This window comes from Limnohabitans sp. (genome assembly GCF_046052765.1).
Classification (GTDB): domain Bacteria; phylum Pseudomonadota; class Gammaproteobacteria; order Burkholderiales; family Burkholderiaceae_C; genus Limnohabitans.
Genome location: NZ_JAVLFQ010000028.1, coordinates 73,400 through 98,590, shown reverse-complemented (window position 1 = coordinate 98,590; position 25,191 = coordinate 73,400). Strand labels below are relative to the sequence as shown.

The window sequence follows — 25,191 nt, the reverse complement described above, 5'->3', positions numbered from 1 at the left end:
GTTTGGCTGCGTCAGGCCGATTTAATACACATGGTAACTGTTGACTTTTTTTGTCGTCTGATCTGTATTGGCCTGGCCTGCTTGGGCTTGGTCTTGCCTGCTCACGCTGAATGGGCAGAATTGATGAAAGATGACGACATCACCTACGTGTGGGACAAAGATTCCGTACGCGCCATCCACATCACACGGATTGCCTGGACCATGACCAACACGACCGCCAAAGGGATCAAGGCGCCGAATGGCGAGGAATACCAGTCGTCACAGGCACGTTGGCGTATCAATTGCAAAACCGATTCATTTGTCAAATTGTCCGAAAGCTTTTATGCCAAAGCGGACGGCAAAGGCCGCGAAGTGGCTTTTTATGAATCCGCAGACTGGCGCCCGCGAGACGCCGCTATACGACCCGGTTCTTACTTGTCCTTACTGAAAAAACAGATTTGTACTAGCACCGAATCCGCTTCTTCCTAACTACAGTTTCTTTCTGCCAAGCGTTACGTCGCAGGGCAAGAAAGGACAGTGTTGCTTCATCTCAACGGACCTGCACCCTGGTTGCTGGCGTGGTTGGCCGGCACTGCATTGCAATTGTTCCAACCTGCATTGTGGTCATTCCAAACCTATGGCCTATGGGTTGCTGTAGGTTTGCTTGTGTGCGCTTGCTGTTTAGGTGCAGCACACCTCAACGCAAACTCACGAAGTGCGAGCTTGTATGCGTCTACTTTGTGGCGCGTATGTGCTGTATTGTGTGCAGGTGTCACCTTGGCGTTTACGCTCACCGCAGTACGCGCCTTGTGGTTTGCCCAGCATGCGCTGGACCCCGCCCTTGAAGGCTTGGATTTACAAGTGACCGGCGTGGTCAGCACCATGCCGCAATGGCACAGTGACGGCGTACGTTTTGGTTTTGAGGTGGAGCAAATACAGCGCAGCGCAGATCAACCAAGCGTGCAACTTCCTGCTCAACTCAGCGTGGGTTGGTACAGCATGAACCATGACGGGGAGGTGCGTGCCTTGCCCGACATACGTGCAGGTGAACGATGGCAACTGCCGGTTCGTTTGAAACGACCGCACGGCTTGGTCAATCCAGGTGTATTTGATACAGAGTTAGGGCTGTGGGAACAAGGGGTGCACGCGACTGCCAATGTGCGAGAGAGTGCCGTGGCTGGTAGCGTTAAACGTTTGCAAAGCACTTGGCGCTATCCCATGGAGCAATGGCGGCAGCACACACGCAGTTTGATTGTGCAAACCTTGAAAGAGCCTCGCTTTAGCGGGCAGACTGCAGCTTTGCTGCTTGGCGATCAGGCGGCTATCAGTCAGCGCGACTGGGATGTGTTTCGCCTCACAGGCATCGCGCACTTGATGAGTATTTCCGGTTTGCACATCACCTTGTGGGCCTGGGTGGCGCGTTGGCTGGTGTCTCGACTGTGGAGCTACAGCGATGTTTGGGGTCAATCATGGTGTTTGTTCTACCCCGCTCCGTTGGCAGCTTTGTGGGGCGGGGTGGTGTTTGCTTTGGTGTATGCCTTGTTCAGTGGTTGGGGCGTTCCGGCACAGCGCACGGTCATCATGTTGATGGCGGCTTGTTGGTTGAGGGTGAAAGCATTGCATTGGCCCTTGCTCGAACAATGGTTGCTGGCGGCTGCGGTGGTGTGTGTGTGGGATCCGTGGGCCTTGTTACAAGCTGGTTTTTGGCTGAGTTTTATGGCGGTTGGCATGTTATTTCTTATACCGGTATCCGCTTCGCAGTCGCCAGCAGTAGCCGCAGCTTCGTTGCATCTGCGTTGGTGGACAAAGCTGTACAAGGCTTTGCGTCATTTGCTGCGCGAGCAAAGCTTCATCACTATCGGACTCGCACCTCTCACGCTGTTGTTGTTTCAACAGGTAAGCGTTATCGGCTTGCTGGTGAATTTGTACGCTATTCCTTGGGTCACGTTTGTGGTGACGCCACTGGCGTTTGCGGGTGTGTTGTGGTCACCGCTGTGGCAGTTGTGCAGCCAGAGCCTGCAACTGCTGATGGCCACACTCCAGCCATTGCCCGACTTGCCTTGGGCTGTGTGGCAAACCGCCGCACCGCCATGGTGGTTGGCGCTCATCGGTATGGCAGGCGGTGCTTTATTCATCAGTCAACGCCAACTGTGGCGACGCATCGCAAGTGCAGCCTTGGTGATGCCTGTGTTTTTCTGGCAAGCGCCGCGCCCCGCGTATGGCGAAGCGAAATTGCTGTTTGCTGATATCGGGCAGGGCAATGCGGTGCTGGTACGTACGGCGCAGCACAGTTTGTTGTTTGACACCGGTCCTCGCTTTGGCGTGGACAGCGACGCCGGACAACGCGTGTTGCTGCCTGTCTTGCAAACCATGGATGAACACTTGGACGCTTTGGTGCTCAGTCATCAAGACAGCGACCACACTGGTGGCGCTTTGTCCGTTTACAAACAACACCAGCAAACACAGCTGTGGTCCTCCATCACCGATGCACATTGGTTATCGCAACAATTGCCTTTGCAACGTTGTCAGGCAGGGCAAGCATGGGTTTGGGATGGTGTGCAATTCGATTTCATTCATCCGCTAGCGGCTGACTATGACAAAACCATGAGCCCGAACAACCGCAGTTGTGTACTGCGCATTCGCGCGCAGTCGCAAACCGTGTTGCTGACCGCAGACATTGAAGCTATGCAAGAAAACGCCTTGTTGCAACGCATGGGCAAGGACTTGAAAGCCGATGTGTTGCTGGTGCCGCACCACGGCAGCAAAACATCGTCATCCGAAAGCTTTATTGAAGCCGTGCAACCGCGCTGGGCCTTGCTGCAACACGGTTACCGCAACCGCTATGGCCATCCAGCGCCTGTGGTGGTGCAGCGCTATGAAGCGCGCGGCATACGCATGTTGGATTCTCCGCATTGCGGAGCCATGCACTGGCGCAGCGATCAACCAGGGGAAGTGCTTTGTCAGCGAGAGTTGGATAAGCGGTATTGGAGGTTTGGGGGACGGTGATTGGGTTTGATAGAGCACTTAAAAAGATCACATAATTGTCATATGACAATGTAGTATTATTTTGTCAAGGAGATTCCTTATGAGCACCACAGCCAAAGTTTTTATGAGCGGACGCAGCCAAGCCATACGCTTGCCGGCCAAGTTGCGCCTGCAGACCAAAGAGGTTCAGATTGAACAAATCGGTGACGCTTTATGGCTGAAGCCTCAAAACGGGGTCAAGCAAGACATGTCACAGTGGTTGGCGGCGTTCTATGAAAACACGGAACCCTTGCCGGATGATTTCCTGAACAACAGGAAAGACTTGCCGCTGCAAGAGCGCGATTGGTCTTGAGCCGGGCGCATCATGAGAAAAACACTGGACACCAATATTTGCAGTTACATACTGCGTCAACACCCCGCGCAAATGTTGGAAATGTTTCGCAGTTTGGACAGACAGCAATTGTGGCTTTCTGCGGTGGTGGCAGCTGAATTACGGTTTGGTGTGGCCAAGCTCGGTGTTCCTAAATTTGCATCTGCCGTAGAAAGTTGGCTGTCCGGATTTGATGTGCAGCCCTGGCCCTTATCGGCGACGCACTCCTGTGCGAGTGTGTGGGCAAATCTGGAAAAAAATGGGCAAATCATTGGCGCCATGGATTTGATGATCGCAGCCCATGCGCTTGCAGAAGACAGCGTGCTGATCACCAACAATGCCAAAGAATTTCAGCGCGTACCGGGTCTTGCTATTGAAACCTGGGGAGTGTGAGTGACATGGCAACTTTTTGAATTTGAATGCCCGGTTCTGCTGAAAACCCTATGTAGTCAGTTGTCTCAGTGACACCACAATAGCCATTTCTTCCGTCATTTCTTCCATCATTTATCCCAAGAGGTATTGCAGATGAAAACCAAACAATTGTTGTTAGTCGCTTTGTGGGCTTTGGGTTGCACCCCTTTGTTTGCCCAGCAATCAGGCATCGCTCGTTTTCCTCTGCAATCGGTTGAGGTCAACGTACCCGGTCGCATCGTTATTCAAGCCAGGGTGGAAATCGATCCTGGCGTAGAAGGTGGCAAGCACACACATCCCGGTATTGAAATCGCCTATGTCATCGAAGGCCAGCTCGAAGTCAAAGTAGACGGCCAACCCACCCGCACCTACAAAGCCGGTGAAGCCTTCTCTGTGGCAGATGGCGTGGCGCATGCGGCAACCAACACGGGCACGGTGACGACCAAATTGTTGGCGACATATTTGGTGGAAGTCGGCAAGCCGTTGGCAACGCCTTTCAAATAAAAAAAACCAACCCTCGGGTTGGCTTTTTGATTGATGCGCACAGTAATCAGGCTTTTCTGCCTGATGCCATCAAGCTGTCAAACGGCATTTCACAAAACTGTGACCACAGCACATATTCGTCGCGGAATTTCGACCATGGTGCATGAATCTTTTTGAACGCCGGACTGGTGTCTATCATCTCGGTCATGAATTGCTGATTGGCTTTGTAGCAAGCCTGCAATATCTCAGGTGAAAACCTTTTCAGTTGTGCGCCGTTGCTGATCAGGCGTCGCAATGCTGCGGGGTTGGTCACATCGTATTTCGCGGTAGACCATTGGTTGGCCTCTGCCGCTGCAATTTTCAGCACCGCTTTGTAGTCGGCAGGCAATGCATCAAACGATTTTTGGTTGACAAACAACGACAGCGTGGCCGAGCCTTCCCACCATCCAGGGTAGTAATAGTATTTCGCCACTTTGTGCAGGCTCAGGTGCTCGTCATCCGCCGGGCCGACAAACTCGGCCGCATCAATCACACCTTTTTCCAACGCAGGATACAAATCGCCGGGCGGTAACTGTTGCGCCACCACACCGATTTTGGACAGCACTTTGCCTGCCAATCCGCCGACGCGCATTTTCAATCCGTTGAAGTCAGCCACGGTTTTCATTTCCTTCCGGTACCAACCGGCCATTTGAGCGCCTGTGTTGCCCACAGGCATGGCGAGCACACCGTAGTTGGCATAAAACTCGTTGAGCAATTCAATGCCGCCGCCCACATACATCCATGCGTTTTGCGCGCGGGTGTTCATGCCGAAAGGAATGGCCGTACCAAAACCAAACGCTGGGTCTTTGCCGATATAGAAATAGCTGGCACTGTGTCCGGCTTCGATGGTGCCGTTTTGTACGCCGTCCAACACTTGCAACGCGGGCAGCAATTCGCCTGCGGCGTGCAAACTGATTTTGAATTTGCCGTCGGTCAATTCACCCACGCGCTTGCACATCATGTCGACCGCGCCGTAAATCGTGTCCAGCGATTTTGGGTAGCTAGAAGCCAGTCGCCAGCGAATTTCTGGGCGGGAAGAATCTGCGATGGCCGGTGCGGCTAGGGCAGTGGCGGCTGTCGCGCCGATCGCACCTCGGGTGAGAAAGTTTCTGCGTTGCATTATTTTTTCTCCTTGTGTGACTGACTGTAATTGAAATTGCTAGTGTTTATTACGCCTCAAGACAGAGAACTCAATAAAAAAAAGGTAGTCACAAACACATACTCGGCAAATAAATCATTCATTTTTCACGTCGATAGGTCTGACCTGCCGCTCCTAACCGAGCGTTGCGATCACTTAAAGAATGCTTGCAAATTCCGGATTGCCAGCCGCAGGTATCAAGCCTGCTCCGCCACCCTTTTACCAATATGCGCCAGTGCTTCTTCCACTTGGTCGATCAATATCAAACACAAATCGCCGGGGTTTAACTTAGCCAGTGCGTGGTCAATGGCGATGAACTCGCCTTGTATTTCCGAGATGTCGCGAGTCAGCTTGGCGTCTTTCAAACCTTGGCGCAGCAAGGCGATGACTTCTCCGTCGGCACGCCCGCGTTGGCAGGCGTCTTCAAACAACACCACGCGCTCAAACGCATCGCCGATCAGCCGAGTTTGTTCGCGAATATCTTCATCACGCCTGTCACCGGCGCCACTGATGACGACACTGCGTTGCTTGGCTGGCAGGTTGGTGACGGCCTGCACCAGCGCTTTGATGGCGTCGGGGTTGTGGCCATAGTCGGCAATGATGGTCGCGCCCTTGTAGCTAAACATATTGAAGCGACCCGGTACGCCTTGCGTGTCGCTGACAAAGGTGGACAAGCCCATGCAAATGCTGTCCCACGGTAAATTGATTGCCCATGCAGCACCAATCGATGCCATGGCGTTTTCCACCTGAAAACCGATGGCACCATTTTGTGTCAACGGTACTTCTTTCAAAGAAACGCGTATTTTTTGAGAGCCTTCTTGTGCCACGATGTGACCATCTTGCACATAAAGCACGCGCTTGCCTTGAGCGCGGTGTGTGGCCAGCACCGGATGGTGCGGATCCACCGAGAAAAACATGACTTGTCCCGGACAATTGTGAGCCATGGCTGCAACCATAGGGTCTGTGGCGTTCAACACGGCTGTACCACTGGGCGAAACGTTTTGTACGATCACGCGTTTGAGAACAGCCAAGTCTTCCACGGTGCTGATGTAGTTCAATCCGAGATGATCGCCTGCGCCGATGTTGGTAACCACCGCCACTTGGCAGCGGTCAAACGCCAGTCCTTCGCGCAGCATGCCGCCGCGTGCGGTTTCAAGCACTGCGGCGTCTACATCGGGGTGCATCAACACGCTGCGTGCGCTACGCGGGCCGCTGCAGTCACCGGTGTCGAGTTGCAAACCATTGACAAAAACGCCATCCGTGTTGGTCATACCGGTACGCAAACCACTGGTGCGCAACAAATGCGCACACAAGCGTACTGTCGTGGTTTTGCCGTTGGTACCGGTCACTGCGATCAAGGGAATGCGCCCGTCTTGTCCATGGGAGAACATGGTGTCGATGATGGCGCTGCCAACATCGCGGCCTTTGCCGAAAGAGGGTTGCAAATGCATACGCAAACCTGGCGCAGCATTGACCTCGACGATGCCACCGTTTTGTTCTTCCAGCGGTTTGAGCACAGACTCACACACCACATCAACGCCGCACACATCCAATCCGACCATCTGCGCGGCCATGACGGCGCGAGCGGCCACTTCGGGGTGAACATCGTCGGTCACGTCGGTGGCGGTGCCGCCGGTGGACAAGTTGGCATTGTTGCGTAACACCACGCGAGCGCCTTTGGTTGGCACACTGTCTGCATCAAAGCCTTGTTCTTTCAATCGCGCCAAAGCAATATCGTCAAAACGGATTTTGGTCAGCGAGGTGGCGTGTCCATCGCCACGGCGAGGGTCTGCATTGACTTTGTCGACGAGTTGTCGCACAGTCGATTGGCCGTCGCCCACTACCAAAGGTGGTTCACGCCGCGCTGCAGCGACCATGCGGTCACCGACCACCAACAGACGGTAATCACTGCCTGGTAAAAAACTCTCGACCATGATGTCGTCGCGGTATTCGAGCGCGTTGTTGTAGGCCTGCATGACTTCTTCGCGGGTACGGATATTCACCACCACACCTTTGCCTTGGTTACCGTCACGCGGTTTGACCACCACTGGCAAACCGATTTCCTGCGCTGCGGCCCATGCGTCTTGTGCGTTATCAACCGGTCTACCCAATGGCACTGGCACACCGGCGGCAAGCAACAATTTTTTGCTGAGCTCTTTGTCTTGCGCAATGGACTCGGCAATGGCGCTGCTGGCATCGGTTTCGGCGGCTTGTATGCGCCGCTGCTTGCTGCCCCAACCGAACTGAACCAGACTGGCATCGGAGAGACGGCGAAATGGAATGCCACGCGCCAAGGCCGCGTCCACAATCGCGCCGGTAGAAGGTCCTAATCGAATGTCCTCATCCAATTCGCGCATTTCTTGTAAGGCTTGATCGACATCGAATTGTCTGGATTCAAACGCAGCCAAACACAATTGCTCGCCTAGGCGCATGGCAAGTTTGCCGACTTGCTCGACCGAATACTCCACCACTACTTGAAACAATCCTTCTTCAGTCGTTGCTGTGGTTCGGCTGAAAGTGACTGGGCAGCCGGCTTGGATTTGCAAATGTAAAACGACTGCTTCCAAGGCATGCGCCATGCTGAGGTGCGCGTCGCGCTCGCCGGGTTGCAAGCGACCCAAGCCAGGAAACAAATGGCGAAGTCGCTTTTCAAATGCTTGTTGATCTGCGCTGAGATTGCTTTGCAGACCGGGTGCGCAACGCACCATGGCTTCGATAGCGACATGGCGGGTCCATAAATTGGGACCGCGCAGAGCGCGAATGCGTGAGACTTCCATCAGGCTTTCATCCTTGCAATGTCAAGATTGGCAATCGCAGACGGTTGACCATAATTTTTCAGACCGGCGCGTATCAGATCGGGCGTCATGTCCAGTGCCCAGGCGACAGCCACCGAAGCCAGTAAATGGTGAGAACTCAAGGTGCCCTCACTCAGTTGCTTGGCAATGGCCGGAAAATCGAGTTTCAACAAACTTTGTTCATGTGAGCCTCGCGACAACATGACCTGTCCGTTGGAAAAATACACAGCACGCCCTTGTTTGGCGAGGTGTTGCTGAATAGCTGTGTTGTGAGGGTCGGAGGCATAAAAAATAACTTCCCCGTCGCACAGGTCTGCCATTTCAACCACCGCATCATCTTCTGCGTTCAATACTGCAGCACCTTCGGGTAGCACCAAGTCTATCTGTGTGCGAGCTACATTGCGAACTTGTTCCTGCGTGAGTATGTCGTGGTCTTGCAGACCCGTGTTGTCAGGCATATCCGTCAACACACCGACGTGGCAACGGTCATAGGGCAGACCTTCATCCAGTACTTGCAGGACGGTATTTTCAAACACGGCCGCATCGAGTGCGCGGTTGATTAACAAACGCTGGCTGGCTTCAAACACGCGCGCATCTTTGGGGTCTACCAATCGCTGGTCCATGAATAACCCGCGAGCAGATGCCAGACCGGTGCGGCGCCCCGTTAAATGAATCAGCCAGTTCACCAGATGCGCCAACTCTGTGGTGTGGCTGCGTCCCATGATGCCAACCACGGGTATGCGCGTGGCTTGTTGAGGTTCGAACAAATGCGAAACAATGGCTTGACCGACGGGGCGTGCTTGGCCGATGGCTGGTTTTAAATGCATCAGCAAACCCGGTCCTGCATTCACTTCTACAACGGCACCGCCTTGCGCCAACAACGGTTTGCTGATGTCTTGTGCCACCAAATCGATACCAGCGATGTCCAAGCCCACCACGCGCGCAGCCAACACCACCACAGCGGCCACTTCGGGGTGAACCAGATCGGTGACATCAATGCCCATGTTGCCCGTGCGCTGGACCACGGCCACCCGGTCTTTCTCGGGAATGCTGTCGGCGTTCAAGCCCTGGCGTTGTAATTCCAGCACCGCAGTGGGCAAGTCTTTCAAGCGTATGGTGTCCAGCGGGAAGTCTTCCTCTTCTCCGCGTCGCGGATCAGAATTGATTTGCAATTCGATGAGTTCAGCCACGGTATGAACGCCGTCCCCTGTAATGCGAGCGGTTTCACCGCGAGAGGCCGCCACGACTTGGTTGCCGACCACCAGCAAGCGGTGTTCGTCACCCGGTATGAAGCGCTCGACCATGACATCGGTGCCTTCGCGTTGCGCCATCAAAAATGCCGTCTCAATGTCTTCGCGCTTGCGCAAGTCCAGCGCCACGCCACGCCCGTGGTTGGCGTCTGTCGGTTTGACTGCCACTGGCAGGCCGATGTCTTGCGCAACGCTCCAAGCTTCTTCAGGGGAACTCACCACCTCGCCAGACGGGATGGGAACACCGCATTGGGTCAGCAGTATTTTGGTCAGGTCTTTGTCGCTGGAAATGCTTTCTGCGATGGCACTGGTACGGTCGGTTTCTGCCGTCCATATGCGGCGTTGCAATGAGCCGTAGCCCAGTTGCACCAAATTGCCTGATGTCAGACGAATAGAAGGGATGCGGTGTTCGGTTGCAGCGTCGACGATGCAAGCGGTGCTTGGCCCCAAACACAGACGGTCGACCATGGCCTTGAGCCGGTTGACCGTGGCCTTGAGGTCGTAGGACCTGTTGTTGATGGCAGCCATCACCAGGTCTCGCGCGGCGACCAGACTTTCGCGTCCGACTTCTTCCTGGCGTGTGCGAATCACAACTTTGTACACACCGCGCTGGCTGGTTTCGCGTGCTTTGCCGAAACCGACTTGCATGCCAGCCAGGGTTTGTAATTCAATAGCCACATGTTCCATGATGTGACCGCACCAAGTGCCGTCCTTGAGGCGCAGCAAAAAACCGCCGCGCTCGCCGACACCGCATCGGTGCTCGACCATGCCGGGCAGCCAATCGGTGAGGCGCTCGACAAAGCCGGGAAGTTTGTTGGAGGGATGGTCTTCAAGAATGCCCAGATCAACCCAGGCTTCAATGACTGGACGGTAGGTCCACACATTGGGTCCGCGCAAATAACGCATGCGCAAAATAGCGATGTCAGGAAAGGTCATAAAGTGAATCAGGGGGTACGGCTGTGAATCTGCCAAGCAGGGCAGAGGGTTAGAATGGTTTCACTGTAGGTCATCGATATAAGAATGAATATTCCCTCTCAAGTTGCGCCAGTGCTGCTGGATTTGCCAGCCTTTTGGCGGGAGGATGTGCAGCTTCAATTGACATCAGAAGAAAACGTTCTAGCTTGGCTGGAGGTTGACCTCGATGAGCGATTGTATTTCGCTAAAGGCTTGCTGGTTCTCACCCCGTCCAGACTGTTTTGGTGCCCACCCGGCAAGGCGCAGGCTTGGCAATCGCAGGCTTGTCAGCCGGATTGGCGCCTGCTTTTGTCTGACCACGCAGGTGTGGGCCATTTGCGATTGATGGACGCCGAGCTGCAGTTGGCCGATTGGCGCTTTACGCTTGGTCACAACCTCAAGGCGGCAGCCTTGTTAGAGAAATTTCACAAATTGCAAACGGGAGATGTGACCAGCAGCAACCAAACGTGGTGCCCGCAATGTCATGCCCCATTGACTGAGCCAGATAATTCCTGTCGAAATTGCGAACAGACGCCAGACGACACACCTGCTTCAACCTGGAGTTTGTTTCGCTTATGGCGTTTTGCCAAGCCATACCAAGGGCAGTTGTTGCTGGGCTTTGGCTTGACTTTGGCCTCAACCGCAGCCACGCTGGTGCCCCCATACCTCACCATGCCATTGATGGACGACGTGTTGATACCTTTTCAAAACGGACAACAAATCGACATCATGCTGGTTGCCAAGTATCTGGGTGGTTTGCTGGCTGCAGCTTTGTTGGCTTGGGGCCTGGGTTGGTTCAAAACCTATGTGCTGGCCTTGGCTTCCGAGCGCATTGGCGCGGACTTGCGTTCCACCGCTTACGAACATTTGCTGAAACTGTCTTTGGAATATTTTGGTGGACGCCGTACTGGCGACTTGATGACGCGCATCGGCAGCGAAACCGACAGGTTGTGTGTGTTTTTGTCTTTGCATTTGCTCGACTTCGCCACTGACGTGTTGATGATTTTGATGACCGCGGTCATTTTGTTCAGCATCGACCCATGGTTGGCATGTGCCACGTTGCTGCCTTTGCCGTTCATCGCCTGGTTGATACACATCGTGCGTGACCGTTTGCGCACCGGTTTTGAAAAGATAGACCGTGTCTGGTCAGAACTCACCAACGTGCTGGCCGACACCATTCCGGGTATTCGTGTGGTCAAGGCATTTGCCCAAGAGAACCGCGAAGCGCGTCGTTTTCAAGAGGCCAATAAACACAATTTGGCGGTCAATGACCGCATCAATTTTTTATGGTCTTTGTTTTCGCCCACCGTCACGCTGGTCACTGAAATCGGTTTGCTGGTGGTTTGGGCTTTTGGTATTTGGCAAGTGGCACACCATCAAGTCACGGTTGGTGTGCTGACTGCTTTTCTGGCTTACAGCACCCGCTTTTACGCCAGGCTTGATGCCATGAGCCGTATCGTGTCGCACACGCAAAAAGCGGCAGCCGGCACCAAGCGTATTTTTGAAATTTTGGATCATGTGTCCAGCGTGCCCGAATCGCTCAACCCGGTGGTATTGAACGAAGTGGTGGGCCGCATACAAATCACTGACGCAGGTTTTCGCTATGGCAACCGCGCTGTCATCAAAGGTTTGACGCTGGACATCGCGCCGGGTGAAATGATCGGTCTTGTCGGGCAAAGTGGATCTGGTAAGAGCACCATGGTCAATTTGATTTGTCGTTTTTACGACCTGAGCGAAGGCGCGATTCGCATCGATGGCATCGATATTCGTGATGTACGCATTGCCGACTACCGCCGTCACATTGGCTTGGTGTTGCAGGAGCCGTTTTTATTTTTCGGCACTATCGCCGACAACATCGCGTACGGCAAACCGGGGGCGACCCGCGCAGAAATTGTGGCAGCCGCGCGTGCCGCGCATGCGCATGAATTCATTTTGCGTTTGCCGCAAGGCTACGACTCGTTGGTGGGCGAGCGCGGCCAAGGGTTGTCCGGCGGCGAGCGTCAGCGCATATCGATTGCGCGCGCACTGTTGATTGATCCGCGCATTCTCATCATGGACGAAGCCACGTCCTCCGTCGACACTGAAACCGAGCAGGAAATCCAAAAAGCATTGGATAACTTGGTGCGCGGACGCACCACCATTGCGATTGCACACCGCTTGTCTACGCTACGCCGCGCTGATCGGTTAGTGGTGATGGAGCATGGTCAGTTGGTCGAGCAAGGACAGCATGATGAATTGCTGGCACGCCAAGGGGCTTATTGGCGCTTGTACGAAGCACAAGCCCGTCAAAAAGAAGCGGAAGAAAACGGTTTGACTTTGGGTGCTGCCAGAGAGGAACGGGTATGAGCGACGCGACTTTCGAACTCAGTCAAAACGCCTCCGGTCACTGGCAACTGCAACTCAACGGTGAACTGCATCAAGGGGTGGTGGTGGTGCGAGCGTTTCCCATTGGTGCGCCGGATGAAGCAGTGTCTGTTTTGAGTGCCGAAGGCCATGAGCTCTTGTGGTTGCCGCATCCATTGCAACTTCCGCAAACGCAACAAGACGCGGTACTGGCGGCCTTGCAGACGCGCGAATTCATGCCTGAAATTTTGCGGGTTGATGCGGTCAGCAGTTTCACTACACCATCGACTTGGTCGGTGCAAACGCATCGCGGCGACACACAGTTTGTGTTGCGTGGCGAAGAGGATATACGCCGTATCAGCGGCAAAACGCTGATCGTGGCAGACGAACACGGCGTGCAATTTTTGATTCGCGATTTGCCAACGCTTGACCGCCACAGTCGCAAATTGCTGGATCGTTTTTTATAAAAAATTTGACAGCCACACCTGAATGCAGGTGTATGTCTGGATGCGGTTTTACCAACCACTCTTTGCGTTGAAACCTTGCTGGCTGTGGATCCGTCAGTTAAATAAATTCTTCAGCTTATCGGCCCAACCAGCTTCAGAGGGCGAATGTTTATCGCCACCTTTTTTCAGCGACTCATCCAATTCGCGCAACAGCTTGCGTTGATGTTCGGTCAGCTTGACTGGCGTTTCCACTGTGATGTGGCAATACAAATCGCCCGGGAAGCTCGAGCGTACGCCTTTGATCCCTTTGCCGCGAAGTCTGAATTGCTTGCCTGTTTGTGTGCCTTCGGGCAAGTCGATGGCGGCTTCGCCGCTGAGCGTGGGCACACTGATTTCGCCACCCAATGCCGCCGTGGTGAAACCGACGGGAACAGCGCAATGCAAATCGTCACCGTCACGTTGAAACACTTCGTGCTTTTTGATTCGGATCTCGATGTACAAATCACCGGGCGGCCCGCCGTTGGTGCCTGGTTCGCCGTTGCCAGTGCTGCGTATGCGCATGCCGTCGTCAATACCAGCAGGGATTTTGATTTCCAGTGTTTTTTGGCGTTTGATCTTGCCTTGGCCGTGACAAGGTGAACAGGGATCGGTGATAACTTTGCCTGAACCTCTGCAATGCGGACAGGTTTGTTGCACACTGAAGAAGCCTTGGCGCATTTGCACCACCCCTTGACCTTGGCAAGTGCCGCAGGTTTTGGGGGAAGTACCGGGCTTGGCGCCACTGCCATGACAGGTGTCGCATTCGTCATAAGAGGGGATACGGATTTCACTCTCTTTGCCTGCTGCCGCTTCTTCGAGCGTGACCTCCATGGCATAACTCAGGTCGTTGCCGCGAAAAACTTGTCGACCACCAGCGCCTTGTTGCCGGCGTGCCTGACCGAAGATATCGCCAAAGATATCGCCAAAACTTTCGCCAAAGCCACCAAACCCAGCGCCAGCACCGCCGGGGCCGCGCATGTTCGGGTCGACACCGGCATGGCCGAACTGGTCATAGGCCGCGCGCTTTTCACTGTCGGACAACATTTCATAAGCCTCTTTGGCTTCTTTGAATTTCACCTCAGCGGAGGCGTCCCCCTGGTTGCGGTCAGGGTGGTATTTCATCGCCAGTTTGCGGTACGACTTTTTAATTTCGTCATCGCTGGCGTTTTTGGGTACTCCCAAAACTTCGTAAAAGTCGCGTTTAGTGGCCATGTGAGTGCTGCAAAAAAAAGTGCCAACGCCGCGTCAGCCTTTTCAAGGCAGAACGCGGCGGGGCAGGGGTTAAATTGGTCAGGCTTTTTTGACTTCCTTGACCTCGGCATCGACCACATTGTCGTCTTGCGGTTTGTCCTTGCTTGCATCTGATGCTGAAGGTCCAGCCGCCGCGGCTTGTTCGGCTTGCATATTGGCGTAAACCATTTCACCCAGTTTTTGGGCGGCGGTCATCAATGCTTCGGTTTTGGCATCAATGGCAGCTTTGTCTTCGCCTTTCAATGCTTCTTCCACTTCCTTGGTGGCCGCTTCAATTTTCTCTTTTTCGGCGGCGTCCAATTTGTCGCCATGCTCGGTCAGTGATTTTTTGACGCTGTGTACCGAGGCTTCTGCTTGGTTACGCGATTGCACGATTTCCAGTTTTTTCTTGTCCTCGGCTGCATTGAGTTCGGCATCCTTGACCATTTGTTGGATCTCAGCTTCGCTCAAGCCTGAGTTGGCTTTGATGGTGATCTTGTTTTCTTTGCCAGTGGCTTTGTCTTTGGCCCCGACGTGCAAAATGCCGTTGGCGTCAATGTCAAAACTCACTTCAATTTGAGGAGTGCCACGTGCGGCGGGGGGAATGCCCTCTAAATTGAACTCGCCCAAAGACTTGTTGCCCGAGGCCATTTCACGCTCACCCTGGTAGACCTTGATGGTGACCGCAGGCTGGTTGTCGTCAGCGGTTGAAAAGGTTTGTGCAAACTTGGTTGGGATGGTGGTGTTCTTGGTGATCATTTTGGTCATCACACCGCCTAAGGTTTCAATGCCTAATGACAATGGTGTCACGTCAAGCAGCAACACGTCCTTGCGGTCGCCAGACAAGACTTGACCTTGAATAGCGGCACCGACAGCCACGGCTTCATCAGGGTTGACATCGCGGCGTGGGTCTTTGCCAAAAAATTCTTTGACCTTGTCTTGCACCTTGGGCATGCGGGTCATGCCACCCACCAGAATCACGTCGTCAATGTCGCCGACAGAAACGCCCGCGTCTTTGATAGCGGTGCGGCAAGGGGCGATGGTGCGTTCGATCAACTCGTCGACCAGACTTTCCAGCTTGGCGCGGTTGAGTTTGATATTCAAGTGTTTAGGCCCGGACGCGTCAGCGGTGACATAAGGCAAGTTGATGTCAGTGCCGGTCGCAGAAGATAACTCGATCTTGGCTTTTTCTGCGGCCTCTTTCAGCCGTTGCAATGCCAGTACGTCTTTAGACAGATCGACACCAGAGTCTTTTTTGAACTCAGCAATGATGAAGTCGATGATGCGTTGGTCAAAGTCTTCGCCACCTAAGAATGTGTCGCCATTGGTGGACAGCACTTCAAATTGCTTTTCGCCGTCGACATCAGCAATTTCAATGATGGACACGTCAAACGTGCCGCCACCCAAGTCATACACAGCGATTTTGCGGTCGCCTTTTTCGGTTTTGTCCAAGCCGAAGGCCAAAGCCGCCGCCGTCGGTTCGTTGATGATGCGTTTGACATCCAGACCGGCAATGCGACCTGCATCCTTGGTGGCCTGACGTTGGCTGTCATTGAAGTAAGCAGGTACGGTGATGACGGCTTCCGTCACTTCTTCGCCCAGGTAATCCTCGGCGGTTTTTTTCATTTTGCGAAGCACTTCGGCGCTGATTTGCGGCGGGGCCATTTTTTGACCGCGCACTTCGACCCAGGCGTCACCGTTATCGGCTTTGGCAATGGTGTAAGGCATCAGGTTGATGTCTTTTTGAACTTCTTTTTCTTCAAACTTGCGACCAATGAGGCGTTTGACCGCATACAAGGTGTTGCGCGGGTTGGTGACGGCTTGGCGTTTGGCAGATGCGCCGACCAGAATTTCGCCATCCTCTTGGTACGCAATGATGGAAGGTGTGGTGCGCGCGCCTTCGGCGTTCTCAATCACCTTGGTGGTGTTGCCTTCCATGATGGCCACGCATGAATTGGTGGTGCCGAGGTCAATGCCAATGATTCTTCCCATTTTTTTCTCCTGTGCGATTCAGCCCCTCAAGGTAGCTGATTCATTTCTTAAAAGCGATGTTGAACAGTTGTGGATAAGTCGGTGGATTTCAAGTGCAGACGGTGTTGACAATGAAGTTACTTCGGTGCTGTCACCGTGACCAAGGCGGGACGCAGCACCCGATCGGCAATCAGATAGCCTTTTTGCAACACCGTGACCACCGAATTCGGCTCTTGTTCAGCCGGAACCACTGAAATGGCTTGGTGCTGATGCGGATCAAACTTAGTGCCTGAGTCTGGGTTGATTTCAATGACTTTATGGCGCTCTAAGGCGGTTTTGAGTTGACGCAGCGTGGCTTCGGAGCCCTCGCGCAGTTGCTCGGCCGTGGCGTCAGCAATAGCCAAGCCAGCCGACAGGCTGTCAGCCACTGGCAACAGACTTTCGGCAAATGCCTCAACGGCGAATTTGCGGGCTTTGGAGACTTCTTCGTCGGCGCGACGGCGGGCGTTTTCGACCTCGGCTTTGGCGCGTAAAAACTGGTCGGCCAAGTCGGAATTGGCGGCTTTCAAATTGGCCAGTTCGGCGTGTGCATCTGACAACGGGTCCAAGGGTTGGACGGGTTGTTCTGGCGTATCTGTGGAATGTGCGTCCATGACGGGCTCGGGTTGACCCGTTTGGTCGGGCGGGGTTGAAGATGGCTGGTCTGACATGCTTTTGACGGGTGAGTATGAAGTTCAGCCATTTAGTTGGGAGGGTTTTGACTGAATTCAAGGGGCAGACCAAGAGGGGAAAGAAAAATACAGATAGCGTTATATTTGCGGCAATTTGGTTATTAAATACATAAATAGTAATTATTAAATGCTCAAATTAATGTTTCAACATGTGATAACGAGATGGGATGTACACCATGACAAGAAAATTCATTTTCACCAGCTTACAGCGTTATTTGGAGGCGCAGGTAAACGGCTTCAAGAATGTGTCTGAACAGCTTCAAATCTCTGAAGAAGCGCTCAAACTCATTTTCACCCAACAAGATTGCTCGTTCAAAGTGCTTGAACACATTTGTCAAATTGCAGGGGTCAAGTTGGAAGACTTTTTTGGCAATTTGCCCAAAGAGCCTAAGTTGCTGGAGTTTTTAACGTCACAACAAGAGATTGAATTGATTAGCAACAAGAAATTGTTTGCGGTGGCCGTTTTTGCGACGTACTTAATGTCGTTCAAAGAAATTTTGGACAAAGTCAAGGTGCATAAAGTGGAATTGAAAATGCTGCTTGAGCGTTTGGAGTCCATGGGGATGGTCACGGTCTTACCGAACAATGAATTCAAGTTGACCATTTCCAAAAGATTCAGCTGGATACCCGACGGTCCCATCATGGGCATGATCCGCAGAGAAGCTTTGAATTACTTTAACTATAGTTTTGAAGACCCCGCCGTAGATCTGATCAACACATTCAATGTGTTGATAACCCCAGCCGCACACGAAGAACTGAAGGCGAAATTGGTACAAATCGCCAAGGAATACAGGATACAAATGTTGAGAGAGGCAAGTCTGCCCGCCAAAGACAAAATTCAGGTTTCGTTTTGCATAGCAGCCCGCTCTTGGCTGCCTGTTTCCATACAAAGTCACCTTCGAACGTCAGCCAACCCTTGAATCAGTCCTCCACACCCAACAACTCCACTTCAAACACCAGCGTGGCATTGGGTGGGATGACGCCGCCAGCGCCGTATGCGCCGTAGCCCAATTCGGGAGGAATCAGTAATGTGCGTTTGCCGCCGACTTTCATGCCTTGTACGCCTTCGTCCCAACCTTTGATGACCATGCCTTGGCCCAGGCCAAATTCGAAAGGGTCGTTGCGGTCCAGACTGGAATCGAATTTTTCGCCTTTTTCTCCGTCTTCCCACAACCAACCGGTGTAGTGCACAGAAACGTATTGACCCGCAACCGCCAGGTCGCCGTCGCCAGAGTGTGTGTCGTTGTATTGCAGGCCGCTGTCGGTGGTGATCATGTAAAGTTCCTTGGAATATTTAAACGCTGGAGTGTAATGGCCCGTCATTGCACCATCAGGACTCCGCCGTGAAGCCGATGCGCTTGACGATCGGGCCCCAGTAGTCGTACATGCGGCGCATGTCTTTGGCCATGTCGTCGCTGCTGCCGCCCAGTGGCAACAAACCTTGCAATGCCAGGCTTTCGATCAAGGTTTTGTCTTTCAAAGAGTTGTTGATGGCTGCGTTGGCGGCGGCAATCACATTTGTCGGGGTTTTGGCGGGTGCGAAAAATCCGAACCATTCCTCCACAGTCAAATCTGCGTAGCCTTGCTCTGCAAAGCTGGGCACTTCAGGCACAAACGGGGATCGCGCCTTGCCTGAGGTCGCCAAGATACGCAATTTGCCTGCGCGGTGATTGGCCAAAAAGTCACCGTGGGGAGTGAACATAGCGGCGATTTGTCCGCCGATGACATCGGTTACGCCGGGAACTGATCCTCGATAGGCCACGTGGGTCATTGCCACACCTGTGTTCAAACTGAGCAGTGCACCGAGGAAATGCGGGGTCGAACCGGCCGCAGGTGAAGCGTAATTGGCGCGATCTGGGTTGGCTTTGCACCAAGCGACAAAATCTTTGACATTTTTGACAGACGCCGGAACCATCGGTCCGACTGCCAATCCGTGCGACAAGACGGAGGCCATGGCAACCGGCGCAAAATCTTTGAAAGGGTCGTAACTCAAGGATTTGTAAATATGCGGGTAAATCAACAGCATGGAATAGGCGCTCAGTAGCAGGGTACTGCCATCAGGTATTGCATTTTTGACTGCCTCAATCGCGATACGCCCGCCTGCGCCAGTTTTGTTTTCCACCACGGCACTGTTGCGTGTGTAACTGCTGCCACTGAGTTTGTCGCCAACACGTCGGCTGGTGGTGTCAGCGGTTCCCCCTGCGGGAAAGCCGCACATGATCTTGACTTGGTCAATCGGCAGTCCGCTTTGTGCCAATACCGACAACGGTGACAAGGCCGCACAGACAGTGGGCAACGCCAATGTTTGCAATACCAATCGACGAGAGGTGTGGGTATCAATCATGAGGGACTTCATAGGGTGTGATCAAAGAGGGGTGAGGTTGGGTTGATGCGCGAGTATCGTTCAGCGTGGCAGCAAGATGCCAGGTGCTGTTCCCTCGTGAAAGGCTTGCACCAAGGCATCTCGATGTTGGAGCACCGAACGCTGATTGATGGAGCCTTTGTCAGTGACCTCGCCTTTGTCGATCGACGGTGGTACGCTGAGCAGCATCAGTCGTGCTACCCGGTTGGCACTGCCCGTGGATTGCGCGGCCAAGGCGTCAAGCAAGTGTTGAAAATAGCTTGTCACTTTCAGGTGTTGCAACACATCACTGAGTGGCGCATCGGCAGGTAAATCGCTGATTTCTCGTACGCGAGGTGTGGTGAAAATCATGGCGCCGACTTCTTTCATGTTCAAACCAGTGATGACTGCATCTTGTACATAGGGTGCGCCTGCGGCGATGATGCGCCCACGCAATGGGCCGACGCTGACAAAGGTGCCGGTGGCCAGTTTGAAATCTTCGGCGATGCGTCCATTGAACCGCAAACCCAGATTGGGTTGTGTCGGGTCGCGCCAAACGACAGCGTCGCCGCTTTTCAAAAAACCTTCTTCGTCAAAACTTTCGGTATTCGCTGCAGTTGCACGCCAGTATCCGGGCGTGACGTTAGGGCCTTTGTAGCGTACCTCTACTTTGTCATCCACCGGCACCAGTTTCAATTGCAAACCTGCGCCGGGCAAACCCAAGTCGCCAGACTCAACTTCCGGACGCGGTACAAAAATCCCAAACGGGCCGGTTTCGGTCATGCCCAAGCCTGTGCCCATGACGATGCGTTCGCCCACCTCGCGCTCTTGCGATGCATGCAAGCTGTCCCAAATAGGTTGTGCCAATGCTGCACCCGAGTAGAAAAACATGCGTACTTTGCTGAGAAGATTGCGTCGCAGCTTGTCGTCGGTTTGCATGGCGTTAGCGATGGCTTCCAAACCTGTGGGTACATTGAAATACAGGGTGGGCGCGATATCACGCAGGTTGCGCAGTGTTTCGTTCATCAGGGCGGGCACTGGTTTGCCGTCGTCAATATAAAGCGAGCCGCCGTGGTAGAGCACCAGACCCATGTTGTGGTTGCCGCCAAAGGTGTGGTTCCAAGGTAACCAGTCGACCAGCACTGGCGGTGACTCGGCCAGCACTGGCATGGACTGCAACATCTGTTGCTGGTTGGCGCACCACATGCCGTGCGTGTTGATCACGCCCTTGGGCATGTTCGTCGAGCCCGAGGTGAATAAAAATTTCACCACGGTGTCAGCGCCAGTGGCGTGCATGGCTGTGTCCACCGCGAGGGTATCGGGCGTTTCCAGCAGATCGGCAAACCGAGTGAATTTGCGGCCATCCATAGAACCGTTGCCAAGCACGATTTCCACGTCGTGCGGCACACAAGCAGCCATGGCAGCACCGTAGCGGTCTGCATCCACGGCCATCACCATGCCTGGTGTCAGTGTGCGAATAATATGTTTGAGTTTGTCGTAGTCTTTACTTAGCGTAGAGTAAGCGGGCGACACGGGGCAATACGCCACGCCGACCATCATGCAAGCCAATGCCATCATGGCGTGTTCCAGGCTGTTCTCGCTCAATATCAGTACGGGTTTGTCAACGCTCAAACCCCTGTCAAGCAACGCCTGTCCGATGCGCCTGGCTGCTGCCAGCGCTTGCGCATAGCTCAAGTGTTCCCAGTCACCGGTGCTGCCATCACTCAGACGCTTGCGTCTTGCGACGTAGGTTCGCTCGGGCGTGACGCGCGCCCAGTGCAGCAACTTATCGGTCATGCGTGTCGGGTATGGGCCCAACGCAACATCAGCCAGTACGTATTGCACACCATCGTCACGCGTTTGCACCTGCACGCTGGTGATGCCATAGCGCATAGGGCGGTATTTGGGCGTAGGCATTATTTATTCTCTACCTTGGCTGCGCGGCCTTGCAAAAATGCATCCACGCGTGCTTTGGCTTCAGGGGCGGCTTGGGTGATGGAAGACATCAGCGACTCGGTGACAAAGCCGTGATCTGCCGCTTGTTCTGCGATGCGCGGTAACGCATGCATGAGCGCGTAGTTGGTCAGTGGCGCATTGCTGGCAATGTGCTTGGCAAGTTCCATGGCTTTGTCATACGCTGTACCTTGAGGCACTAGGTATTGGGCAAAACCTATACGCTCTCCCTCGACCGCGTTGTAAACACGACCCGTCATCATCATGTCTGTCATACGCGCCACGCCAATCAATTTGGGGATACGCACCGCGCCACCGCCGCCGACAAAAATGCCGCGCGAACCTTCGGGCAGTGCATAAAAAGTGGATTCGTCTGCCACGCGAATATGGCAGGAGGCAGCCAACTCCAAGCCGCCGCCGACCACTGCGCCTTGTAAAGCAGCCACCACAGGCACAGAGCCGAACTGTATATGTTGAAAAGCTTGGTGCCACATGCGTGAATGCAGCATGCCATCGCCAGCGTCGCGCGATTGCAATTCGCTCAAGTCCAAACCGGCACAAAAATGTTCGCCCTGTGCATGCAGCACAGCGGCACGCGCATGGCCAGGCAAGGTAGCAAACAGATCGCGCAACGCGAGCACCAGCGCGTCGTTCAAGGCATTGCGCTTGGCCGCACGAGACAGACGCACCACGGCAACGTTGTCATGCATTTCAAAGTGGAGGTCTGGGTTGGTCATGGGTATTTAAAAGTGTGGAGGCGATGAAAAATGCCATGTCTTTGGGTCATAAGCAAGTTTTTAACCGAGAGGAACACGACTGACTCAGCTGGTTATAGTCAATGAAACTATCTTAATCGACCATGAAACACCAAGACCTGATCGCCATTGACATTCACACCCATGCAGAAGTGAGTTGCTGGAACCCGTTTGACAATTACGGCGAAGAATACGACCGTGCCGCCGACAAGTACTTCGGCTCAGACCGACGCCCGACCATCAAAGAAACAGTGGCTTATTACCGAGACCGCCAACTCGGATTGGTGATGTTCACGGTAGATACCGAGTCGCACATGGGCCGTCGTCGCATACCGAACGAGGAAATTGCCAAAGCAGCCCGCGACAACAGCGACATGATGATTGCCTTCGCCAGCATTGATCCTCACAAAGGCAAATTCGGTGCGCGCGAAGCAGAAAGATTGATCAAGGAAGAGGGCGTCAGGGGATTTAAATTTCATCCGACGGCGCAAGGCTGTCACCCCTACGACAAAATGGCATGGCCGATTTATGACGTGATCAATGCGTACAAGCTTCCCGCCATTTTCCATACGGGTCACAGCGGTATTGGTAGTGGCATGCGCTGCGGAGGGGGCTTGCGGCTTGCGTACAGCAACCCCATGCACTTAGACGATGTGGCCATAGACTGGCCCGACATGCAAATCGTCATGGCGCATCCCAGTTTTCCATGGCAGGACGAAGCTTTGTCGGTCGCCATGCACAAACCCAATGTGTGGATAGATCTGTCGGGTTGGAGTCCTAAGTACTTTCCGAAAAGTTTGATTCAATATGCCAACACCTTGCTCAAGGACCGAGTGCTGTTCGGCAGCGATTACCCGCTGATCACGCCTGAACGCTGGATGAAAGACTTTGAGGTGGCCGGTTTCAAACCCGAAGTGATGCCTGGAATTTTGAAGGGTAATGCGGTGAGATTGTTAGGCTTGTCATGATCGTGCATGTTGGATCAGATCAGCCTCTCGCAGGTGCGATAAGTCACGATGGGTTTGCATCATGCATCATGCTGGGGACATTGATGCGTTTGGAGTGAAATAACGCGCTTCATCTTGAAGCGCAAGTGCTTTATTTGAAGGCGTGACGCGCTTAATTGGTCCAATTAACATATAAATAAAAGTGTTATTGGAAACCAATACTGAAATCTACACGGGGAACTACTTAGACTCCGTCTGAAACTTGATCCTAGAATGAATTGAGTTACTTTTAGTCACCCTTGGGGAAGTCGCATGATTGTTCTTGCTTGGCTGTTTGGCATCGTTGTGTTCGTGGTCGTGATCGCAGCACTGGTCACTTTTCTCAATCACTTTTATCGCAAATCCAGTCGTGACGTTGCCATCATCCGAACCGGTTTTGGTGGTCAAAAAACCCTCATCTCAGGCGGTTGTCTCTCACTGCCTTTTCTTCACAAAATTGACGAGATCAATCTGCGCACCATACGCGTGGAGGTTCGTCGCGTGGCTGAAAAATCATTGATTACCGAAGACCGTATGCGGGTGGATGCAGAGTTGGAGTTTTATGTACGTGTTCAGCCTACCATCGAAGGCGTGGCCACTGCAGCACAGTCGCTTGGTTCCAAAGCTTTCAATCCAGAAGGCATGCGCAATTTGCTCGAAGGCCGTTTCATTGACGCTGTGCAAGCCATAGCTGCCAGCCGCACCATGGACCAGATCCATGAAAAACGTTCGCTGTTTGTTTCCGATATTTCAGCTTTGCTCAAAGGCAATCTGGCTGAGAACGGCGTAGTGCTCGACTCTGTGTCATTGACCCGTTTAGACCAGACTTCCTTTTCTGCGCTCGATGAAAACAATGCGTTCAACTCGGTCGGTATGCGCCGTCTGGCTGAAATCATTGCGGTCAACCGCAAGAAGCGGGTGCAAATCGAATCCGAAGCCGATATTTCTGTTCGTCAAACGCAGTTAGACGCCACCAAGCAGCGTTTGCTCTTAAACCAGCAGGAAGAAGAAGCGCAAATCAGTCAGCGTTTAGAACTGGAAAAAATCAAAGCGCAAAGCGATGCCGAAACTTCCCGCTCGCGCGAGGAGTCACAGGCTGCATCCGAGGCAGCTCGCATTTCTCGTGAGCAAGAGACACGCATGCGCGAAATTGAAAAGCAGCGTGAATTGCGCAAGTCTGAAATCGAAGCCCAGCTCAACGCTGAGGTTCGCAAGTTGGAAAGCTCCATCACATTGTCAGTCAAGCAAGCCGAAGAAGCCCATGCGCAAGCGGCGGCAGAGTTGGCCCGTACCGAGGTGATTCTGGCGCAAGAAAAAGTACAAACAGACCGTGAGCGTGCCGTGGCCGACAGATCGCTAGAGATGGCGGTCAAGCGTGTCAAAGAAGCGGGTGAAGTGGCTGAGGCCAACGCCGCCACCGAAGTCACTGTGCTGCTCAAACGCGCCAAGGCCGAGGCTGAAGCCACCCACACACGGGCCGCGGCTGAAAAAGCACGCATGCTGGCCGAGTCTGAAGGCTCGCGCGCATTGATTGATGCTGAAAATGCACTCAGCACACCTGTGCTTCACATGAAACTCGAGCAATACCGTCTTGACCGCTTGCCTGAAATCATGTCGCACATGATGAAGCCCATAGAGAAAATCGACAGCATCCGCATCAACCATGTCAGCGGGTTTGGCGCGACCAATGGCGCTGGTGGTGCTGGCGCAAGCGGCGCGTCAGATGGCGGCGGCGGTGCGGGCAAACCGCCTGTCACCCAAGTCATGGACAGTATCTTGGGCATGGCTTTGCAGTTGCCTGCGCTCAAAAGCATTGGCGACCAAATCGGTGTGGACCTCTCAGGCTCCATAGATGCTGCCAGCGGTAAACCCGCAACCGGCGCAGACAAATAACACGGCTGTTTGTTTTTACTGGCCACATTCCTAACTTACCCATTCACTTGTTTTCGTTTCCCCAACCCACGAGCAATTCGCTCATTTTTCAGGAGTAAC

At 53.6% G+C, this 25,191-nt stretch carries 20 protein-coding genes; 10 read left to right on the top strand and 10 right to left on the bottom strand.

Annotation, left to right across the window (positions count from 1 at the left end; genetic code table 11):
• The first annotated feature begins 30 nt into the window (after positions 1-30).
• The 5 genes from AC9UG7_RS03295 to AC9UG7_RS03275 all read left to right on the top strand — a co-directional run bounded on the left by AC9UG7_RS03295 (position 31) and on the right by AC9UG7_RS03275 (position 4,249).
• Entirely contained in the window at positions 31-468 is a 438-nt protein-coding gene (locus AC9UG7_RS03295; protein WP_509584069.1) for a surface-adhesin E family protein, read from the top strand.
• A 48-nt stretch (positions 469-516) separates the two neighbouring features.
• Positions 517-2,985, top strand: coding sequence for a DNA internalization-related competence protein ComEC/Rec2 (locus AC9UG7_RS03290; RefSeq protein WP_509584066.1), 2,469 nt, complete (start codon positions 517-519; stop codon positions 2,983-2,985).
• A gap of 79 nt (positions 2,986-3,064) precedes the next feature.
• Positions 3,065-3,316 carry an antitoxin gene (locus tag AC9UG7_RS03285; protein WP_509584064.1) on the top strand — a complete coding sequence of 84 codons (252 nt, stop codon included), beginning with the start codon at positions 3,065-3,067 and terminating at the stop codon, positions 3,314-3,316.
• A gap of 12 nt (positions 3,317-3,328) precedes the next feature.
• Positions 3,329-3,727: a type II toxin-antitoxin system VapC family toxin gene (locus AC9UG7_RS03280; protein ID WP_509584061.1), complete on the top strand. Its 399-nt coding sequence runs from the start codon at positions 3,329-3,331 to the stop codon at positions 3,725-3,727.
• 132 nt (positions 3,728-3,859) lie between these two features.
• The gene (locus tag AC9UG7_RS03275; protein ID WP_509584059.1) at positions 3,860-4,249 is read left to right on the top strand and encodes a cupin domain-containing protein; all 390 of its coding nucleotides are present in this window, start codon (positions 3,860-3,862) and stop codon (positions 4,247-4,249) included.
• Between the two features lie 46 nt (positions 4,250-4,295).
• On the opposite strand, the gene AC9UG7_RS03270 is transcribed toward AC9UG7_RS03275, so the two are convergent.
• The 3 genes from AC9UG7_RS03270 to AC9UG7_RS03260 form a co-directional block, all read right to left on the bottom strand.
• Positions 4,296-5,387, bottom strand: a complete 1,092-nt coding sequence (locus AC9UG7_RS03270) for a TRAP transporter substrate-binding protein (protein WP_509584056.1) — start codon at positions 5,385-5,387, stop codon at positions 4,296-4,298.
• 215 nt (positions 5,388-5,602) lie between these two features.
• Positions 5,603-8,182: a cyanophycin synthetase gene (gene cphA / locus AC9UG7_RS03265; protein WP_509584053.1), complete on the bottom strand. Its 2,580-nt coding sequence runs from the start codon at positions 8,180-8,182 to the stop codon at positions 5,603-5,605.
• Positions 8,182-10,386 (bottom strand): cyanophycin synthetase, encoded by a 2,205-nt coding sequence (locus tag AC9UG7_RS03260; protein ID WP_509584050.1) that lies wholly within the window; start codon positions 10,384-10,386, stop codon positions 8,182-8,184. Before AC9UG7_RS03260 ends, cphA begins: the two co-directional genes overlap by 1 nt.
• Positions 10,387-10,470: 84 nt before the next feature.
• On the opposite strand from AC9UG7_RS03260, the gene AC9UG7_RS03255 reads away from it, so the two are divergent.
• Both AC9UG7_RS03255 and AC9UG7_RS03250 read left to right on the top strand, forming a co-directional pair.
• On the top strand, positions 10,471-12,750 hold the full coding sequence (locus AC9UG7_RS03255) for a cyanophycin metabolism-associated ABC transporter (RefSeq protein ID WP_509584048.1): 2,280 nt from the start codon (positions 10,471-10,473) through the stop codon (positions 12,748-12,750).
• On the top strand, positions 12,747-13,214 hold the full coding sequence (locus AC9UG7_RS03250) for a cyanophycin metabolism-associated DUF1854 family protein (protein WP_509584045.1): 468 nt from the start codon (positions 12,747-12,749) through the stop codon (positions 13,212-13,214). The genes AC9UG7_RS03255 and AC9UG7_RS03250 overlap by 4 nt, the downstream gene beginning before the upstream one ends.
• A 93-nt stretch (positions 13,215-13,307) precedes the next feature.
• Here AC9UG7_RS03250 and dnaJ read toward each other — a convergent pair whose 3' ends face one another.
• The 3 genes from dnaJ to grpE all read right to left on the bottom strand — a co-directional run bounded on the left by dnaJ (position 13,308) and on the right by grpE (position 17,143).
• A complete protein-coding gene (gene dnaJ / locus AC9UG7_RS03245; protein WP_509584043.1) occupies positions 13,308-14,444 on the bottom strand; it encodes a molecular chaperone DnaJ in 1,137 nt (378 codons plus the stop codon).
• Between the two features lie 78 nt (positions 14,445-14,522).
• The gene (dnaK, locus tag AC9UG7_RS03240; protein WP_509584040.1) at positions 14,523-16,454 is read right to left on the bottom strand and encodes a molecular chaperone DnaK; all 1,932 of its coding nucleotides are present in this window, start codon (positions 16,452-16,454) and stop codon (positions 14,523-14,525) included.
• A 116-nt stretch (positions 16,455-16,570) separates the two neighbouring features.
• The gene (gene grpE, locus AC9UG7_RS03235; protein ID WP_509584037.1) at positions 16,571-17,143 is read right to left on the bottom strand and encodes a nucleotide exchange factor GrpE; all 573 of its coding nucleotides are present in this window, start codon (positions 17,141-17,143) and stop codon (positions 16,571-16,573) included.
• Positions 17,144-17,340: 197 nt separating this feature from the next.
• On the opposite strand from grpE, the gene AC9UG7_RS03230 reads away from it, so the two are divergent.
• Entirely contained in the window at positions 17,341-18,084 is a 744-nt protein-coding gene (locus AC9UG7_RS03230; protein ID WP_509584034.1) for a hypothetical protein, read from the top strand.
• A gap of 1 nt (position 18,085) precedes the next feature.
• Here the strand turns inward: AC9UG7_RS03230 and AC9UG7_RS03225 are convergent, their stop codons facing one another.
• From AC9UG7_RS03225 to AC9UG7_RS03210, 4 genes are read right to left on the bottom strand one after another with little or no spacing between them, the layout of a single operon-like run.
• Positions 18,086-18,439 (bottom strand): FKBP-type peptidyl-prolyl cis-trans isomerase, encoded by a 354-nt coding sequence (locus tag AC9UG7_RS03225; RefSeq protein ID WP_509584031.1) that lies wholly within the window; start codon positions 18,437-18,439, stop codon positions 18,086-18,088.
• Between the two features lie 55 nt (positions 18,440-18,494).
• Complete coding sequence (locus AC9UG7_RS03220) at positions 18,495-19,508, bottom strand: Bug family tripartite tricarboxylate transporter substrate binding protein (protein WP_509584028.1); 1,014 nt, start codon at positions 19,506-19,508, stop codon at positions 18,495-18,497.
• A 60-nt stretch (positions 19,509-19,568) separates the two neighbouring features.
• Positions 19,569-21,422: a feruloyl-CoA synthase gene (locus tag AC9UG7_RS03215; protein WP_509584025.1), complete on the bottom strand. Its 1,854-nt coding sequence runs from the start codon at positions 21,420-21,422 to the stop codon at positions 19,569-19,571.
• Positions 21,422-22,195: a crotonase/enoyl-CoA hydratase family protein gene (locus AC9UG7_RS03210; RefSeq protein ID WP_509584022.1), complete on the bottom strand. Its 774-nt coding sequence runs from the start codon at positions 22,193-22,195 to the stop codon at positions 21,422-21,424. The genes AC9UG7_RS03215 and AC9UG7_RS03210 overlap by 1 nt, the downstream gene beginning before the upstream one ends.
• A 122-nt stretch (positions 22,196-22,317) precedes the next feature.
• On the opposite strand from AC9UG7_RS03210, the gene AC9UG7_RS03205 reads away from it, so the two are divergent.
• Both AC9UG7_RS03205 and AC9UG7_RS03200 read left to right on the top strand, forming a co-directional pair.
• Positions 22,318-23,181 (top strand): amidohydrolase family protein, encoded by an 864-nt coding sequence (locus tag AC9UG7_RS03205; RefSeq protein ID WP_509584019.1) that lies wholly within the window; start codon positions 22,318-22,320, stop codon positions 23,179-23,181.
• A gap of 291 nt (positions 23,182-23,472) precedes the next feature.
• Positions 23,473-25,092: a flotillin family protein gene (locus AC9UG7_RS03200; protein WP_509584016.1), complete on the top strand. Its 1,620-nt coding sequence runs from the start codon at positions 23,473-23,475 to the stop codon at positions 25,090-25,092.
• Positions 25,093-25,191 lie beyond the last annotated feature (99 nt).

Coding starts and splice junctions, on each gene's coding strand:
- AC9UG7_RS03295 (WP_509584069.1), top strand. CDS start 31: ATGGTAACTGTTGACTTTTTTTGTCGTCTGATCTGTATTGGCCTGGCC.
- AC9UG7_RS03285 (WP_509584064.1), top strand. CDS start 3,065: ATGAGCACCACAGCCAAAGTTTTTATGAGCGGACGCAGCCAAGCCATA.
- AC9UG7_RS03280 (WP_509584061.1), top strand. CDS start 3,329: ATGAGAAAAACACTGGACACCAATATTTGCAGTTACATACTGCGTCAA.
- AC9UG7_RS03275 (WP_509584059.1), top strand. CDS start 3,860: ATGAAAACCAAACAATTGTTGTTAGTCGCTTTGTGGGCTTTGGGTTGC.
- AC9UG7_RS03270 (WP_509584056.1), bottom strand. CDS start 5,387: ATGCAACGCAGAAACTTTCTCACCCGAGGTGCGATCGGCGCGACAGCC.
- cphA (WP_509584053.1), bottom strand. CDS start 8,182: ATGGAAGTCTCACGCATTCGCGCTCTGCGCGGTCCCAATTTATGGACC.
- AC9UG7_RS03260 (WP_509584050.1), bottom strand. CDS start 10,386: ATGACCTTTCCTGACATCGCTATTTTGCGCATGCGTTATTTGCGCGGA.
- AC9UG7_RS03255 (WP_509584048.1), top strand. CDS start 10,471: ATGAATATTCCCTCTCAAGTTGCGCCAGTGCTGCTGGATTTGCCAGCC.
- AC9UG7_RS03250 (WP_509584045.1), top strand. CDS start 12,747: ATGAGCGACGCGACTTTCGAACTCAGTCAAAACGCCTCCGGTCACTGG.
- dnaJ (WP_509584043.1), bottom strand. CDS start 14,444: ATGGCCACTAAACGCGACTTTTACGAAGTTTTGGGAGTACCCAAAAAC.
- dnaK (WP_509584040.1), bottom strand. CDS start 16,454: ATGGGAAGAATCATTGGCATTGACCTCGGCACCACCAATTCATGCGTG.
- grpE (WP_509584037.1), bottom strand. CDS start 17,143: ATGTCAGACCAGCCATCTTCAACCCCGCCCGACCAAACGGGTCAACCC.
- AC9UG7_RS03230 (WP_509584034.1), top strand. CDS start 17,341: ATGACAAGAAAATTCATTTTCACCAGCTTACAGCGTTATTTGGAGGCG.
- AC9UG7_RS03225 (WP_509584031.1), bottom strand. CDS start 18,439: ATGATCACCACCGACAGCGGCCTGCAATACAACGACACACACTCTGGC.
- AC9UG7_RS03220 (WP_509584028.1), bottom strand. CDS start 19,508: ATGATTGATACCCACACCTCTCGTCGATTGGTATTGCAAACATTGGCG.
- AC9UG7_RS03215 (WP_509584025.1), bottom strand. CDS start 21,422: ATGCCTACGCCCAAATACCGCCCTATGCGCTATGGCATCACCAGCGTG.
- AC9UG7_RS03210 (WP_509584022.1), bottom strand. CDS start 22,195: ATGACCAACCCAGACCTCCACTTTGAAATGCATGACAACGTTGCCGTG.
- AC9UG7_RS03205 (WP_509584019.1), top strand. CDS start 22,318: ATGAAACACCAAGACCTGATCGCCATTGACATTCACACCCATGCAGAA.
- AC9UG7_RS03200 (WP_509584016.1), top strand. CDS start 23,473: ATGATTGTTCTTGCTTGGCTGTTTGGCATCGTTGTGTTCGTGGTCGTG.